The 15,242-nt window shown below is 36.4% G+C and carries 13 protein-coding genes; 6 read left to right on the top strand and 7 right to left on the bottom strand.

What is annotated here, in order from left to right; all coding sequences use genetic code 11:
* Nucleotides 1–15: 15 nt before the first annotated feature.
* Nucleotides 16–1,422, top strand: coding sequence for an efflux transporter outer membrane subunit (locus E0W73_RS20760; protein WP_135223964.1), 1,407 nt, complete (start codon nt 16–18; stop codon nt 1,420–1,422).
* Between the two features lie 348 nt (nt 1,423–1,770).
* Entirely contained in the window at nt 1,771–2,262 is a 492-nt protein-coding gene (locus tag E0W73_RS20755; RefSeq protein ID WP_135223963.1) for a hypothetical protein, read from the top strand.
* 239 nt (nt 2,263–2,501) lie between these two features.
* Here E0W73_RS20755 and fucP read toward each other — a convergent pair whose 3' ends face one another.
* The 7 genes from fucP to E0W73_RS20720 all read right to left on the bottom strand — a co-directional run bounded on the left by fucP (nt 2,502) and on the right by E0W73_RS20720 (nt 10,548).
* Nucleotides 2,502–3,806, bottom strand: a complete 1,305-nt coding sequence (fucP, locus tag E0W73_RS20750) for an L-fucose:H+ symporter permease (RefSeq protein ID WP_135223962.1) — start codon at nt 3,804–3,806, stop codon at nt 2,502–2,504.
* Nucleotides 3,807–4,022: 216 nt separating this feature from the next.
* Nucleotides 4,023–4,466 carry a MaoC family dehydratase gene (locus tag E0W73_RS20745; RefSeq protein ID WP_135223961.1) on the bottom strand — a complete coding sequence of 148 codons (444 nt, stop codon included), beginning with the start codon at nt 4,464–4,466 and terminating at the stop codon, nt 4,023–4,025.
* Nucleotides 4,467–4,572: 106 nt separating this feature from the next.
* The gene (locus E0W73_RS20740; protein ID WP_135223960.1) at nt 4,573–5,646 is read right to left on the bottom strand and encodes a Gfo/Idh/MocA family protein; all 1,074 of its coding nucleotides are present in this window, start codon (nt 5,644–5,646) and stop codon (nt 4,573–4,575) included.
* Between the two features lie 50 nt (nt 5,647–5,696).
* On the bottom strand, nt 5,697–6,926 hold the full coding sequence (locus E0W73_RS20735) for an extracellular solute-binding protein (RefSeq protein ID WP_135223959.1): 1,230 nt from the start codon (nt 6,924–6,926) through the stop codon (nt 5,697–5,699).
* A complete protein-coding gene (locus tag E0W73_RS20730; protein WP_135223958.1) occupies nt 6,926–8,065 on the bottom strand; it encodes a CaiB/BaiF CoA transferase family protein in 1,140 nt (379 codons plus the stop codon). Before E0W73_RS20730 ends, E0W73_RS20735 begins: the two co-directional genes overlap by 1 nt.
* Nucleotides 8,066–8,260: 195 nt before the next feature.
* Nucleotides 8,261–9,403: a CaiB/BaiF CoA transferase family protein gene (locus E0W73_RS20725; protein WP_135223957.1), complete on the bottom strand. Its 1,143-nt coding sequence runs from the start codon at nt 9,401–9,403 to the stop codon at nt 8,261–8,263.
* Complete coding sequence (locus E0W73_RS20720) at nt 9,400–10,548, bottom strand: ABC transporter substrate-binding protein (RefSeq protein WP_135223956.1); 1,149 nt, start codon at nt 10,546–10,548, stop codon at nt 9,400–9,402. Before E0W73_RS20720 ends, E0W73_RS20725 begins: the two co-directional genes overlap by 4 nt.
* A 400-nt stretch (nt 10,549–10,948) precedes the next feature.
* Here E0W73_RS20720 and E0W73_RS20715 point away from each other — a divergent pair, with 400 nt between their 5' ends.
* The 4 genes from E0W73_RS20715 to E0W73_RS20700 all read left to right on the top strand — a co-directional run bounded on the left by E0W73_RS20715 (nt 10,949) and on the right by E0W73_RS20700 (nt 15,145).
* A complete protein-coding gene (locus E0W73_RS20715; RefSeq protein WP_135223955.1) occupies nt 10,949–11,803 on the top strand; it encodes a fumarylacetoacetate hydrolase family protein in 855 nt (284 codons plus the stop codon).
* A gap of 381 nt (nt 11,804–12,184) precedes the next feature.
* On the top strand, nt 12,185–13,198 hold the full coding sequence (locus E0W73_RS20710) for a zinc-binding alcohol dehydrogenase family protein (RefSeq protein WP_135223954.1): 1,014 nt from the start codon (nt 12,185–12,187) through the stop codon (nt 13,196–13,198).
* 312 nt (nt 13,199–13,510) lie between these two features.
* Nucleotides 13,511–14,308 carry an SDR family oxidoreductase gene (locus E0W73_RS20705; protein WP_135223953.1) on the top strand — a complete coding sequence of 266 codons (798 nt, stop codon included), beginning with the start codon at nt 13,511–13,513 and terminating at the stop codon, nt 14,306–14,308.
* A 6-nt stretch (nt 14,309–14,314) separates the two neighbouring features.
* On the top strand, nt 14,315–15,145 hold the full coding sequence (locus E0W73_RS20700) for an amidohydrolase family protein (protein WP_135223952.1): 831 nt from the start codon (nt 14,315–14,317) through the stop codon (nt 15,143–15,145).
* Nucleotides 15,146–15,242: the final 97 nt, after the last annotated feature.

Raw genomic sequence — 15,242 nt, 5'->3', positions numbered from 1 at the left:
TTAATTAAGAAAGAAATGACGAATAGTTCAAATAAATATATTTTACTGGTAATAACAGCCGCACTAATTAGTGCGTGCTCTGTTACCAAAAAATACGAACGCCCCACAACCTTAAAGACAGATCAGTTGTATCGTGATCAATCTGCTACAGATTCGACTACCATTGCAGATATGCCTTGGCAGAGCGTATTTAAAGATGAAAAACTGAACGCTTTAATTCAGAAAGGACTAGACCAGAACCTAAATCTGAAAAATGCGATCGAGAATATTGTACAAGCTCGTGCTTCTTTGCGTCAAAGCAAATTGGCTTACTATCCAACATTACAATTAGACGCGAGTGCAACTCATAACAAACAATCACAGGCAGGACTGAACTTTCCTCCAGGAATCAATATCAACACCTTGACTACTACCTATAAATTAGGAGTGAGTACGGCTTGGGAACTAGATATTTGGGGAAAACTAAGCAGTTCTAAAAGAGCCGCCTTGGCCACTTATTTAGCAACTGATGCCGCAAAACAAGCCGTTCAGACACAATTGATTTCGGATATTGCTAATAATTACTTCCTATTATTGGCTTACGATAAACAGCTGAAAATTACAGAAGCTACCTTGGAAAGCCGAATCAAAAATGTAGAAACGATTAAGGCATTAAAAGAGGGCGCGATTGTTACAGGCGCGGCGGTTGTTCAGAGTGAGGCCAATCAGCATGCAGCGGAAGTACTGATTCCAGATTTGAAACAAAGCATCCGCGAAACTGAAAATGCCTTGAGTATCTTGCTAGGGCAAGCTCCGGGACCAATTGATAGGGGAGAATTGGGAACTCAGATTATTCCTGAAAACATTGCTCTTGGTATGCCAGCTCAGTTATTGAATAATCGTCCAGATGTCCGTCAAGCGGAATTTAATTTCAGGGTGGCTTTTGAATCTACAAATTTGGCGAAAACCTATTTTTACCCAAGTTTGACTCTTACAGCAAGTACCGGATTTTCTAATTTAGAATTGAAAGACTTTTTCACTAACTCTATTTTCTATTCGATTATTGGAGGTTTGACACAGCCAATTTTTAATCAAGGATTGAATAAAATGCGATTAACGACAGCTCAGTCACAACAATTGCAAGCGTACAATAATTTTCAGCAGACTCTTTTAGTTGCAGGGCAGGAAGTTTCAAACGCACTGTATTCTTACGAAATGGCAGTCGAAAAAGAAGATTCAAGAAAAAAGCAAATCGAAGCTTTAGAAAAAGCGGTAGATTTTACGCAACAGCTTTTAGAATATAGCTCAGCTACTAACTATACTGATGTTTTGACATCTGAACAGAATCTTTTAGCAGCGCAATTGAGCGGCATCAATGACAATCTTCAGAAATTGCAGGCGGTTGTTAATTTGTATAGAGCTTTAGGCGGAGGTTGGAAATAATTAATAGTTTCATTTCCCAAAATGTGTCGTTTGTCGGAATAATTATACATTTCGTCTAATTAATGATTACTATTGGAGAATTGGCTATACCTTTGAAACAGTTAAAATAATTTAAAACATATATAAGTTCCACTATTATTATAATTGTTTTAATCATCGCTTAATTGAAATAAAAACATGATTTAAAAATGCCTCAGAAATGAGGCGTTTTTTTTAGGAATCTATGTCGGTTTAAAAACGCTGTTCGTCGATTATTTTTAAGGTTTTGTATAATGAATATGTCGGCGTTAAATATTGGCATTACTTTAGATTAATATCTACTAAAATTAATATTTAAAACTAAAGATCATGAAAAAATTAGTATTCGCCTCAGTATTCTTTATGAGTGTATTTTTTGCCCAAGCGCAAGTATCCATTAATGTAAACATTGGGACACCGCCAAGTTGGGGACCGCAAGGATATGACGATGACAGATATTATTACCTGCCAGATATCGATGTTTATTATGATATACCGCAAAGTGTTTTTATCTATGATAACGGCGGAAAATGGATTCGAGAAAAAAGACTTCCAGCTAGATACAGAAATTACGATTTGTATTCAGGTTACAAAGTGGTTTTGACAGATTATAGAGGAGATTCTCCATATAGTTATCATGCAAATCACAGAAAAGCTTATCCAAAAGGTTATATTGGAAAACCTCAAAAAAACAGAGGTGAAAAACCAGTAAAAAGCAACAACGGAAAAGGGCATTACAAATCTGAAAAAGGAAACAAGGGAAAAAACAACTCCAAACAACAGTCAGGCAAAGACCACGATCACAACGGTAAACACCGTTAATTCTTAACATGACTAAAAGAAAACGCCTCTTATTTGGAGGCGTTTTTGATTTTTTATAGCCACAACCCGAGCAATAGCGAATAGGCGAAGCAATTACACAAATTAACACGAATTTTTATTTTTGTAAAGGGTTTAATTTATGCTAATTCGTTGCTAAAATAAAAAGCCTCCAGCTAAAGCTGGAGGCAATTAATATTAAAATAAATTTGTGCTAATTTGTGTAATTTGTGGCTAAAAAACTATTCCGAAACAGTTTTAACTTTGTGCCCAATAGCGCCAAAAGAAAGAATAATTAAGAAACAAACTAAAGGAATAATATATCCAGACTGAATATCATCATGATTCATATCAATCAAAGTTCCCATTCCGTACGGAATAATAGCACCACCGACAATTGACATAACCAACCATGAAGAACCTGTTTCGGTATTCGATTTTAGGCCCTTAATTCCCAAAGAGAAAATAGTCGGGAACATGATCGACATAAAGAATCCGATTCCTCCAAGAGCGTAAATCACCACCATTCCTGAGCCGTAAATAGCAACTAAACACAGTAATGTGCTCATTACACAATAGATTGATAATAAAACGTAATCTTTTACAAAACGTAAAAAGAAAGTCCCAATAAAACGTCCCGCCATAAAAAGGAAACCATAGATTCCCAAATAATATCCTGCTGTTTTTTCATCTAATCCAGCGCCTTGCTGTGCAATACGAATAAAGAAACTGGTAATGCAGACTTGTGCACCAACATAGAAAAACTGAGCAATAACGCCCCAGCTTAAATGTCTAAATCTTAAAACAGAGAAAAATCCAGGTTTTATTTCAGCTTCTGTGTGAGTTGCTTTCATCGATGGCAATTGTACAAAATAGAATATAATGGCAACCAAAACCAAGATGCTTCCCAAAACAATATAAGGCATTTTTACAGAAGCCGCTTCGCCTAACAAATAGGCAGCTTTTTCTGCTTCTGGCATTGCTGCCATTTCTTCTGGTGTGTGATTGGTTCCAGAAAGAATAAATAATGACCCTACAATTGGAGCAACCATCGCTGCTAATCCGTTGAAAGAAGCGGCCAGGTTTAGTCGCTTAGACGAAGATTCTGCTGGTCCTAAAATTGCCGCATACGGATTTGCACTGGTTTCTAAGATTGTCAAACCACAGCCAATTACAAATAAAGCAAATAAAAATAATTCATACGTTCTAGTATTAGCAGCCGGAACAAATAAAAATGCTCCCACAGCAAATACTAATAATCCTGTAATAATACTGTTCTTGTATCCAAATCTTTTAATCAGCATTCCCGCAGGAATAGCCATAATAAAGTAAGCAAAGAATACAGAAGTATCAATTAAGGTCGATTGGCGATTGTTTAATTCGCACGCTTTCTTTAAATGTGGAATTAGAACAGAATCTAAATTGTGAGCCATTCCCCACAGGAAAAACAGACAAGTAACTAAAATAAAGGGCAAAAGATACTGATTTCCTTTTCCGCCTTCTGTCGGCACTTCGTGTTGATCGCCGGCTTGGTTTGTAATTTGCATTGTGTTGATAGTTTTTTTAAGTTATTTTTTTGAAGTTGCTAAGGTTCTGAGATGCTAAGATGCTAAGTTTTTTTTGGTTTTGCCGCAAAGACAGCAAGACTCGAAGTTTTTTCTCTGCGACTTTACGTCTTTGCGAGACTAAAAAAGAATACTTTAAAGGTAATCTCGCAAAGTCGCAAAGTTTCTAAAACCTTAGTAGCTTAGAACCTTAGCATCTTAAGGCCTTTTCTTAACAAGCAATAGGTGATCACATACCAAAACGACTTCACCGCGTTGGTTGATGATTTCTACGTGTTCTGTTACAGTTCCCATTTCTGGATTTTTGGCTTCTCCCTTTTCAGAAATAGTAACTTCTGAATGAATCGTGTCGCCAATATGAACAGGTTTTACAAAACGCATTTTGTCATATCCTCTTGAAAAAGCTTCAGGATTTATTTCAGAAGCCGTTAATCCGATTCCGATGGCAAAAACCATAGTTCCGTGCGCTATTCTTTGTCCGAAAGGTTGTGTTTTGCACCATTCTTCATCCATATGGTGTGGGAAGAAATCTCCTGTGTGTCCGGCATGAACTACAAAATCAGTTTCTGTTATGGTTCTGCCTAAAGTTACTCGTTTATCGTCGATAGTGTAATCTTCGAAAAAAGTGGATTTAAAATACATAGTTTAATTCTTTTATTCGCCATAATCATTCAAGTTGCAATCTAAATCGCTATTAATTTGAAAATGGTTTTAAATTTTATTTTTGGTTTTGAAATATAGTGTTTTCTTATAACTCATCAAAAGAAATTCCGCCCTTATTATTACTGATATAACAAGCTTCTACAACTTTCATAGTTCCTAAAACATCCTGTACGCTGGCAGACAATATTGAGTCAGAACCTTCCTTGTAACGCATCAGATTAGACATTGCGCCGATAAAAGCTTCAGGAAACCAAGAACCTTCCAGTTTCACTTCAGTCCATTCGTATTCATTTTTATTATCTTTTTTCGGCAAAGCATACTCAAAAACGTCCGGAAGACCGTCGGGATAGTTCATCAACAAGCCCATTTTTGCTTTAATAGCACCTTTTGTTCCTTCCCATTTGATATAGCTTTCCTCATGTTTCGGCCCAAAATGATGATCGTGATTTGTATTGATGACAACATGTTTGTCTTCGCCATAATCCAGAATAATCGTAGATCGGCTTGAAGATAATTTCTTAAGCGGATGTTTGGCTGTTTTCGCCATTACGCCTTTAGGATTTCCCAGAAAAGAACGAATACAGTCAATATAATGCACGCTGTGGAAAAGAATCTCCAATCTTGGATGTTCCTTAATTAAAGGGAACAATTCCCAGGGCGTATTTACGGTAACTTTGAATTCTAAATCGTACAGATCGCCAATAATACCTTCTGTAATTAAATAACGGGCTGCGCTAACAAAAGAAGAAAAACGAAGCTGGAAATTTATTGCAGCAACGAGTTTTTTTCTTTCACACACTTCAACGATTTCACGTGCCTGAGCCAAATCATTTCCCATTGGTTTCTGAATTAGAACTGCAGCTCCGTCGGGCAATTGCTCTAGAATCTCAATATACTGATCAGGTAAAACCGTAATATCATACACTGCATTTGACGGTGCGTTTTTTACAGCTTCAGCGACATTTTCAAATACATGTTCAATTTTAAATTGTTTTTGTAAGTCGTAGGCCTTAGAAATGGTTCTGTTGGTGATACCGAAAACTCTGAATCCAGCCATTTCGTAGGCCGGAAGATGAGCGTCTTTTACAATACCACTAGCACCAATAATTACGATTGGCTGTTCTGTTTCGGGCAGTAACGGTTTATATGGAATATTCATTTTTATATTTTTTTGGTTTGTAATCTCTATCGCTTGATACCTTGATAAAGTTAATAGTTCTGTAATTTTAGAATCGCTTTTTGTGTTTCCTGCAGAAGTTTTTCAGATGCAACATCACTCTCAATTGCTTTTAATACCATTTTGTCGATCAATTCGGCAACTTTTGGCCATATTGGTGTTTGTGGCAATGTTAATGCATTTTCGTGCAGCATTTCCAGTTTGTGATAGTAGGGAATGAGCTTATTTATTTCTTCGTCTTTCCAAGTCGATTTTCTGCATCCGATACCGCCTTCTGTAGTCAGCAATTTGTCGCTTTCTGCAGTCGTAGCAAATCTTAGAAATTCGTAAGCTAGTCTTTGATGTTTACTGCCTGAGCCTATAGTGTAAAGCCAATATACGTTTAATGAAGCCGTTTTATGATTTGGGTCGTGCGGCAATGCGGCAATATCAACTTTTCCTTTTACTTTCGACTCTTCAATTACTTCGCACATCGAAGCAAATCCGAACCAGTTAATTGCCATCGCGGCTTGCCCTTCGGCGAAAGCCAGACCAGCTTCTACAGATCCGAATTTTTTGGATTTTGGATGAACCGCTTTTTCGTTATTGACGATGTTTCGATAAAAATCCAAAGCCAGAACTGCTTCTTTATGATTGATGTTGATTTGATTATTTTCATTCAATAAAGAGCCGCCTCTTGTCCACAACTGCAAGCAGAAATCAAAAACCATATTATGGCCGTCTGGAAAATTGGCAAATACTGCTCCGTAAAGATTTTCTTCAGGACGATTAAAGAAAGTAGCAATTTGTGTAAACTCCTCCCAGTTTTCTGGAGTACGTAGTTCGTAGCCAAACTGTTTTCTGAAGTTTTCTTTTTCTATAGGGTTCTCAAATAAATCTTTTCTGAAAATCAGGCATTCTGGGCCATCATGAAAAGGAAGCCCATACGTCCCATTGTTGATTTGCTGCAAATGCAACAACGAATTATGCCAGCCATCAGGATAATTTTCAGGCGGATTCTCAGTAATAAAAGAAGTCAAATTCAAAACCGCTTTTTCGTTTGCCGCATCAAAAATCCAATCTGTATTTAAGTGTGCAATATCCCAATTTCCGTTTTCTAATCCTTTTTTAGCAATGGTTTCTACATACAGATTATGCAGTTCGTACGGAATCATTTCTGCTTCTATCTCAATATTGTTTTGAAGACAAAAGGCATCCCAGAGTTTTTGCAGCGTACTTTCGAAAGGATCAAATTTTCGAACAGCGATTCTAAATTTTTCCATCAGCAGTCTATAAATTCTTTAATAATTTTCTCATTGTCCTGGCCTAATTTTGGAGAACCTTTTCCAGAGGTCAAATATTTGCCATCAATTTTTATAGGGCAACGTGTTGTTTTATAATTGTAGCCATCAAGCATTTCGACTTTTTGCGTAAAATTCAAAACTTTAAATCCGTCTTCAGCAAACAATTGCTGATAGTTTAAAACTCCTGCACACCAAATATCTGCGGGTTCTAAAATATCCAGCCAGAATTGTGTTTCCTGCGTTTGCAAATGCTCGGCAAGTATATTTTTTATGTCGTCTCTAAGCGTAAATTTATTTTCAGGAAACTGTAACAAAGCATCGCATTTTAGCAAAGAAGCCAAAACAGGAATCGAACCCATTGCAAGAGCCAAGTAACCGTTTTTGGTTTTGTAAATTCCGTATGGTGCGCCTAAATAAGCGTGTGCATTGTTGGTTTTGGTTCGAACAGGCAGTTCACCGCCATCATTAAAGAAGGTTGTAATAGTTTCAAACTGAAAATCAAAAGCCGATTCCAGCATGCTTACCTGAATTTGTGCACCGACATTATGTGTTGCTTTTCTGTATAATGCAGCTAAAATTCCCTGAGCTAAATGCGCTCCAGCAAGCATATCTACAATCGACAACCCCATCGGGACTGGGCCGTCTTCTTGGTTACCGCTCAACCAAGTAAGTGCTGTGAGAGATTGCAAAAGCAAATCCTGACCTGGTAAATCTTTCAAGTCTGGATGTTCTCCAAAACCAGAAATCGAGCCGTAAATCACATTCGGATTAATGCTTTTTACATCGTCATAACTTAGTCCGATGCGTTCCATAACTCCGGGTCTGAAATTATGCATGACGACATCGGCTTTGGCTAATAATTTTTTAAGTTTTTGAAGTTCTTCTGGCTGTTTAAAATCAATTGCAAATGATTCTTTGTTTCTGTTGATGGTATGAAAAACAGACGATTCGCCGTTCATAATCAAATCAGAAGTATATAAGGTTCGGCAGATGTCGCCCGTTCCAGGTTTTTCAATTTTTATCACTCGTGCGCCCAAATCAGCCAAGCGCAAACTTGCTGAAGGCCCCGAAAGAAACTGACTGAAATCTACAATTAAATAATCTTCTAATGGTTTCATTTTATGTTTAACCGTTTATTGGTTTGTTTGTTGAATCGTTTTATTTAATAATTAAAAATCTAATTTAATCTGCTCAAATCTTTTTAAATCTAAGTGAAATACTTTTTGCGCATAGATTTTTCACGCAGATTTTAAAAGATTATAGCAGATTAGACAGATTTAAATTTAAGCTGATGAATAATAAATAGTAGCTTATTACTGAATAAACTCTTTGTGTATCGCTATATTATCTTGACCAACTTTTGGAGCTGCTTTTTCACTCAATAAAATTTCGCCATCTAACTGAATCGGACTTCTGGTGGTTACCAAAGTTTCACCTTCGGTATTTTTTACAGTTTGTTTCAGCTGTAATTCATTAACAAAAGGCTGCTTGTCTAATTCTTCGTAATTGAAAACTTTGCCGCACCAAATGCCTTCTTTTTGCAGAATTTCAATCCAATAATCAGAAGTTTGGGTTTTGATTTTTTCGCTCAAAATCGTTCTGATTTCATCTCTTTTTTCAAACCAAAGATGTTTATCCGCGAAAGCGTTTAAATCCAATCCTAAAGTTTTTCCGATGAAAAGTAAATCGCCCATCGCAAGAGACAAATAACCGTCTTGGGTTTGGTAAACTCCGTAAGGAGCGCTTAAAAAAGCATGTGCGCTTCCTTTTATATCGCCTCGTTCAGGCTGTTGTCCGCCATCGTTTAAGAAAGAAGTGATGGCCTCAAACTGCACATCTAGAATCGATTCTAATAAACTAACTTCTACTAGAACTCCTTTTTTAGTTTTGGCTCTTTTTAAAAGTGCTGCTAAAATTCCCTGTACAAAATGATTGCCGCACATTAAATCGGCAACCGCCAATCCAAACGGAACTGGGCCTTGACTTTTGCGTCCGCTCAGCCAGCTTAATCCAGAAAGCGATTGCAACAATAAATCTTGTCCCGGTTTTTTTGCCCACGGGCCTTCATTTCCGTAACCCGTAATGGTTCCGTAAATAATCTGCGGATTTATAGTAAGCGCATTTTCAAAATCTAAACCGATTTTTTCCATCACGCCGGGTCTGAAATTATGCGTCATAATAGCAGCCTTTTCGATTAGTTTTTTAATCAAAACCAAATCTTCGGGATTTTTTAAATCGGCTGCAAAAGATTCTTTATTTCTGTTAATGGTATGAAAAAGCAAACTGCTGTCATCCACAAATAAATCTTTAATACTCAATTGTCTGCAAGCTTCGCCTTTTACAGGACGCTCAATTTTAATGACGCGCGCGCCCAAATCGGCTAGTTTTAAACCAGCAGACGGACCCGCTAAGAATTGACAGAATTCTAAAACAATTAATCCTTCTAAAGGCCTCATATTGTCTGGATTTTAAGGGATTCCGCGTAAAGCGAATTCATTTCATCCAAAACTTTCTGCTCGTCTCCGCCGTATATTAAATAATTGCGAACCACATCTCCAGCATGATCTTGGAAATACATATGGCCGTAGTAACGCGGACGCAAAAATGCTCTTTGTAATGCAGGCAATGTATTGGTAAAATAATCGTGTGTCAATTCATTCAATCGCTCATTTTTCCATGCTTGCAAATGTCCAGGCTGACCTCCGTTATCTGTGTAGATGTTTTGCTGCACCTGAGATGATCCTGTAAATTCGGCATATCGCATTGCTTCGCCGATATGTTCGCTAAAAGAAGAAACTGCTAATCCAGTACCACCCAATGACGAAATCATAGGTTTCCCGTCTAAACTCACTAAGTCGTAAAAATGAAGCAGTTTACGGCTGTATCCAGTTCGAGAATAATTAGTATATCCATATGCAAAAGGGCAGTAAGCAATTTCGTCTGTATTGACCATAGCTTCGTAAACCTGAATCGGATTTCGGTTAAAGTTTGCCGGATCAATCAACTGCGCCAGTTCTCTAAACATTTGAAGCGCTTTTTTTCCTGTAGTTTCTGTGATTACTTTTTCTTCAGAAAGAAAAGGTGCTTCACCAAGACTGCAGCAAAACATATAAAAGCTCATCAAAACGTCAACTGGAATTCCTGCAAAAGCCACAAGTCCTTTTTGTGCCAGTGCCAATAAATCCTCGTAGGTTTTGGGTACTTCTAAATTGTTTTTCTCTAAGATGTCTAATCGGGCAGAAGCCACAGGAGTGGCAGCATCTATCGGAAGTGCCCATAATTTATTGTGAAAAACATAACTTCCATATGATTTTCCAACGGTATTCTGTTCCTGATCTTTTATATAATCTGTAGATAGAAAATCTGTTAATGGAAGAATAGCTTTTGTCTGTGCTCCAAAACCCGTCCATGGATGATCAATTACCAGCAAGTCAAATCTTTTGGCAAGATCCTCAATTGAGGCATCCGCAAATTCTTGTAAACTTCTTTTTTCCCAAGAAATTTCAACTTCAGGGTGTAACTCGGTAAAACGCTGTGAAGTGGCAACCATTGGAAGTAAACCTCTTGTATGATTCCAGGTAATGCCTTTTAATTTTATCATTTTTTATAGGGATTTTGGATTGTGATGTCGTGAGAAATAATAAATGTAAAAAATACAATTACAAAAGTAGAAATAAGATTGTAATGCGCAAGAAATCCCTGTGTTAATACGGGGGTTTTTTGAATAAAGTTAAAAATTTAAGACTGAATTTTTACAAAGCATCTAAAAAATGTTATAAATTTTTAAAGTATGGTTATTTTAATAAACCTAAAATAAAATATATCTCGAATATTAATATTTAAAAAGTACTTTTGTAATTGTGATTTTTACATTTATTAATTTTGCTTGCTTTTTTGAAGCATTTCGAATAGCATTTGCAAGATTAGCTAAAGAAAAAGAATAATTGATGGATTTCATTCATCAGAAAAAAAAATAAACTAACATTTAAAAATATACGATTATGAAATTAATACGTTTTGGAGAAATCGGAAAGGAAAAGCCGGGAGTTTTGATTGGAGAAAAAAGATTCGATGTTTCTTCGATAGTAACCGATTTTAACGAAAGCTTCTTTGAAGAAAACGGATTAGAAAAATTGCAAAAAGCATTAGAAAACAATCCGTCTTTGCCGGAAGTTGATGCATCTGTTCGTTTGGGTTCACCTGTTGCAAGACCTTCAAAAATTATCTGTATTGGATTGAATTATATTGATCACTGTAAAGAAACCAACGCTCCAATTCCGACAGAACCTATTATCTTCTTTAAATCGACTACTTCGTTATGCGGTCCAGACGACGATTTGATTATTCCGAAAAACAGTGAAAAAACAGATTGGGAAGTAGAATTGGCTTTCATCGTAGGGAAAAAAGCAAGTTATGTAGAAGAAGCTGAAGCGTTGGATTATGTTGCTGGATATGCTTTATTGAATGATTATAGCGAAAGAGCTTTCCAGTTGGAGCGTGGCGGACAATGGGCAAAAGGAAAAGGAAGCGACACTTTTGCGCCTCTTGGACCATTTTTGGCAACAAAAGACGAAATCGCAGATGTGGATAATCTAAAAATGTGGCTGACGGTAAACGGTAAAAAATACCAAGACAGCAACACATTGAATTTAGTTTTCAAAATTCCTTATCTGGTGCATTATTTAAGTCAGTTTATGACTTTGCTTCCGGGCGATATCATCAGTACGGGAACGCCTCCGGGAGTTGGTTTAGGAATAAAACCAGATCCTATTTACATTAAAGCGGGTGATGTTATTGAGCTTGGAATTGAAGGTTTGGGAACAAGTAAACAAAAGGCTGTAGCTTACAAAAAGTAATATAACTATACCCGTTGGGTGTAATTAAAAAAATAAAAGCATTTTAACACATAGAAGCATAGTTTTTTGTGCCGAAAAAAGAAAATGGAAGAAACAAGTTTCCACACATAGCTAAATTATGTGCATTTAGGCTAGTGAAACGCCTTTTTTAAGTTTAGTTAAACTATGTTTCTATGTGTTGAAAATAATTTCACCCAACGAGTTAACTATCTGTTATTATATTAACGAATGGTAACGCGGATAAAACTGATTTACTTCGTAAAAACGCTGATTTAAACGGATTTTATATTTAAAAAATAATAGAAATCCGTTTAATCCGTGTCTTCGCGATAGCGAATCTGTATCATCCGCGTCCAATTAGAAATTTAAACGAAACAAAAAATGAAATATATTGTTTGCGAAAAACCGCAAGAATTTTTACTAAAAGAAACCAATATTCCAGAACCAAAAGAAGGGGAGGTTTTATTGAAAATTAAAAGAATCGGAATCTGCGGAACTGATATTCACGCGTTTGGCGGTACGCAGCCTTATTTTGAATATCCAAGGATTTTAGGTCACGAATTGGCTGCTGAATATGTAAAAGGAAATGCCGCAGGTTTTAAGCCAGGCGATAAAGTAACTTTTATTCCGTATTTTAACTGTGGAAAATGTGTGGCTTGTAGAAACGGCTTAACAAATTGCTGTGTAAATATTAAAGTTTTCGGAGTGCATATTGATGGCGGCATGGCAGAATATGTGTCAATTCCTGAGCAATATTTATTGCACGGTCAAGGATTAGATTATGATGAATTGGCTTTGGTTGAACCCTTGGCTATTGCAGCACATGGAGTTAGAAGAGCGGCTGTAAAAGCAACCGATACTGTTTTGGTTATGGGAGCTGGTCCAATCGGAATTGGTTTGATTCAGTTTGCTAAAATTGCTGGTGCAAAAGTTATCGTAATGGATATCAACGATTACAGATTGAATTTCTGTAAAGAACAATTGCAGGCAGATGAAACGATTAATCCATTAAATGACGATGTTGCAGCTAAATTGGCTGAATTAACAAACGGAGATATGGCAAATGTAGTAATTGATGCAACTGGAAATCAGAAAGTGATGAACAGCGCTTTCAATTATATTTCGCATGGCGGAAGATTTGTCTTGGTTGGACTTCAAAAAGGCGAATTGAGTTTCAGTCATCCTGATTTCCACAAAAGGGAATCGACTTTAATGAGCAGCAGAAATGCCACAATTGAAGATTTTGAATACGTAATGAAATGCCTGAAAGAAGGAAAAATCGATCCCAAAAAATACATTACGCATAGAACTAGTTTTGACGAAATGATAAACAATTTTGGAAATTTGATTGACCCTAAAAATAATGTAATCAAGGCGTTGATTGAAATAGATTAGGAATTATAGTCAAGCTTTTAACGCACAGTTTGTCAACCTGACGAAGGAAGGATCTCCGCAAGAAACTCTACAAAGATTTACGATTTAGATTGCGGAGCTACTTGTGGAGATTCCTCGTTCCTCGAAATGACAAAAAGAGAAAAATAAATAAACACATAAAAACATAGATTTTTTTGTTTCTCGAAAAGTGAATAGGAAGAAACTAGTTGCTAACACATAGAACTATGTGAATTAATGCAAGTGAAACGCCTTTATGCGGTTTCAAAAACTATGTTTATATGTGTTTAAAAATAAATCTTAAATAACTACAAAATGGATTTAAACTTAAAAAATAAAATTGTTGTCGTTTCTGGTTCAGCTGGAAAAGAAGGTAGTATCGGAGAAACAATCGTTAATAGATTGGCAGATGAAGGCGCTATTCCAGTTTTGGTTGATAGAAATGCAAGAGGTTTTGAATATGTAGAAAAACTTCAAAAAAGAGGTGTGAATTCTTTATTTGTGCAGACCGATGTAACTGACCCAGTTGCAATAGAAAATGCTGTAAAAGTCATCGGAGCAAAATACGGCAGAATCGATGCCATCATAAATAATGTCGGCGTAAATGACGGAGCAGGACTAGATTCTAGTTACGAAGATTTTATGAATTCGTTGAAATTGAATGTAGTAAGTTACTTTTTGCTGGCTAAATATTCGCTTCCTTATTTGAAAGAATCTAAAGGGAATATTTTGAATATTGGTTCAAAAGTCGCTTTAACTGGACAGGGAGGCACTTCGGGTTACGCTGCTGCGAAAGGGGGAGTTTTAGGCTTAACGAGAGAATGGGCAGTAGATTTGATTCAGTACGGAATCCGTTCGAATGCGATTATTATTGCGGAAAGTTACACACCAGCCTATGAAGATTGGATTAAAACTTTGCCAGATGGAGAGGCGGTCTTGAAAAAAATTAGTAAAACGATTCCATTAGAAAGCCGAATGACTAAAACAGAAGAAATTGCAGATACAGCACTTTTCATCATTTCTGAAAAATCATCGCATACTACGGGACAATTTGTTTTTGTAGATGGAGGTTATGTACATTTAGACCGCGCATTAATCAGCGATGTTAATTAAGAAATTATGAGTAAAAGAATAGATTCCCATCAGCATTTTTGGAAGTTTGACCCGGTTCGAGACAGTTGGATTGACGAAACCATGCAAAATATTCAAAGAGATTTTCTTCCAGAAGATTTAGAGCCGTTATTGAGTGCTAATGAGTTTGAAGGCTGTGTTGCTGTTCAAGCTAGTCAATCGGAAGAAGAAACTAATTTTCTGTTGGATTTAGCTTCTAAAAATGATTTCATAAAAGGCGTTGTTGGATGGATAGATTTACGAAATGAAAATATCGAAGAACGTTTGCAATTTTTCGCCAATCAAAAAAAACTAAAAGGATTTAGACACGTCGTACAAGGCGAAGCTGATGATTTTATGGATGGTGAGGAATTTAGAAGAGGAATAAAAGCTTTAAAGCCATTCAATTATACTTATGATATTTTAATTTTTCACAGACAACTTCCTGCTGCAATACGTTTGGTTCAAGATTTTCCAAACCAAAAGTTTGTAATCGACCATATTGCGAAACCAGATATCAAATCAGGAAACATTGATTCTTGGAAAAAAGGAATAGAAGAAATTGCAAAATACGACAACGTTTACTGTAAAATCTCAGGAATGGTCACAGAAGCGGACTGGAAAAATTGGAAACGAGAAGATTTGAAGCCATATTTAGATGTAATTTTTGAAAACTTTTCAGCAGACAAATTAATGTATGGCTCAGATTGGCCAGTTTTAAACGTGGCTTCAGATTATCACGAAGTGGTAAAAACTTTAGAAGATTATATTTCGAAGTTTTCAGTCGAAGACCAAAATAAGATTTGGTTTGAGAATGCGAATGAGTTTTATGAGTTATGAGTTTTATGAGTTGTGAGTTGTGAGTTATGAGTTATGAGTTATGAGTTATGAGTTATGAGTTATGAGTTATGAGTTATGAGTTATGAGTTATGAGTTA

The organism is Flavobacterium foetidum (assembly GCF_004634245.1).
GTDB lineage: Bacteria > Bacteroidota > Bacteroidia > Flavobacteriales > Flavobacteriaceae > Flavobacterium > Flavobacterium foetidum.
The sequence above is the reverse complement of the archived record's forward strand: the minus strand, read 5'-3'. Positions and strand labels throughout refer to the sequence as shown.

Excerpts from the sequence above, each read along its gene's own strand:
- E0W73_RS20760 (WP_135223964.1), top strand. The coding sequence starts at position 16 with ATGACGAATAGTTCAAATAAATATATTTTACTGGTAATAACAGCCGCA.
- E0W73_RS20755 (WP_135223963.1), top strand. The coding sequence starts at position 1,771 with ATGAAAAAATTAGTATTCGCCTCAGTATTCTTTATGAGTGTATTTTTT.
- fucP (WP_135223962.1), bottom strand. The coding sequence starts at position 3,806 with ATGCAAATTACAAACCAAGCCGGCGATCAACACGAAGTGCCGACAGAA.
- E0W73_RS20745 (WP_135223961.1), bottom strand. The coding sequence starts at position 4,466 with ATGTATTTTAAATCCACTTTTTTCGAAGATTACACTATCGACGATAAA.
- E0W73_RS20740 (WP_135223960.1), bottom strand. The coding sequence starts at position 5,646 with ATGAATATTCCATATAAACCGTTACTGCCCGAAACAGAACAGCCAATC.
- E0W73_RS20735 (WP_135223959.1), bottom strand. The coding sequence starts at position 6,926 with ATGGAAAAATTTAGAATCGCTGTTCGAAAATTTGATCCTTTCGAAAGT.
- E0W73_RS20730 (WP_135223958.1), bottom strand. The coding sequence starts at position 8,065 with ATGAAACCATTAGAAGATTATTTAATTGTAGATTTCAGTCAGTTTCTT.
- E0W73_RS20725 (WP_135223957.1), bottom strand. The coding sequence starts at position 9,403 with ATGAGGCCTTTAGAAGGATTAATTGTTTTAGAATTCTGTCAATTCTTA.
- E0W73_RS20720 (WP_135223956.1), bottom strand. The coding sequence starts at position 10,548 with ATGATAAAATTAAAAGGCATTACCTGGAATCATACAAGAGGTTTACTT.
- E0W73_RS20715 (WP_135223955.1), top strand. The coding sequence starts at position 10,949 with ATGAAATTAATACGTTTTGGAGAAATCGGAAAGGAAAAGCCGGGAGTT.
- E0W73_RS20710 (WP_135223954.1), top strand. The coding sequence starts at position 12,185 with ATGAAATATATTGTTTGCGAAAAACCGCAAGAATTTTTACTAAAAGAA.
- E0W73_RS20705 (WP_135223953.1), top strand. The coding sequence starts at position 13,511 with ATGGATTTAAACTTAAAAAATAAAATTGTTGTCGTTTCTGGTTCAGCT.
- E0W73_RS20700 (WP_135223952.1), top strand. The coding sequence starts at position 14,315 with ATGAGTAAAAGAATAGATTCCCATCAGCATTTTTGGAAGTTTGACCCG.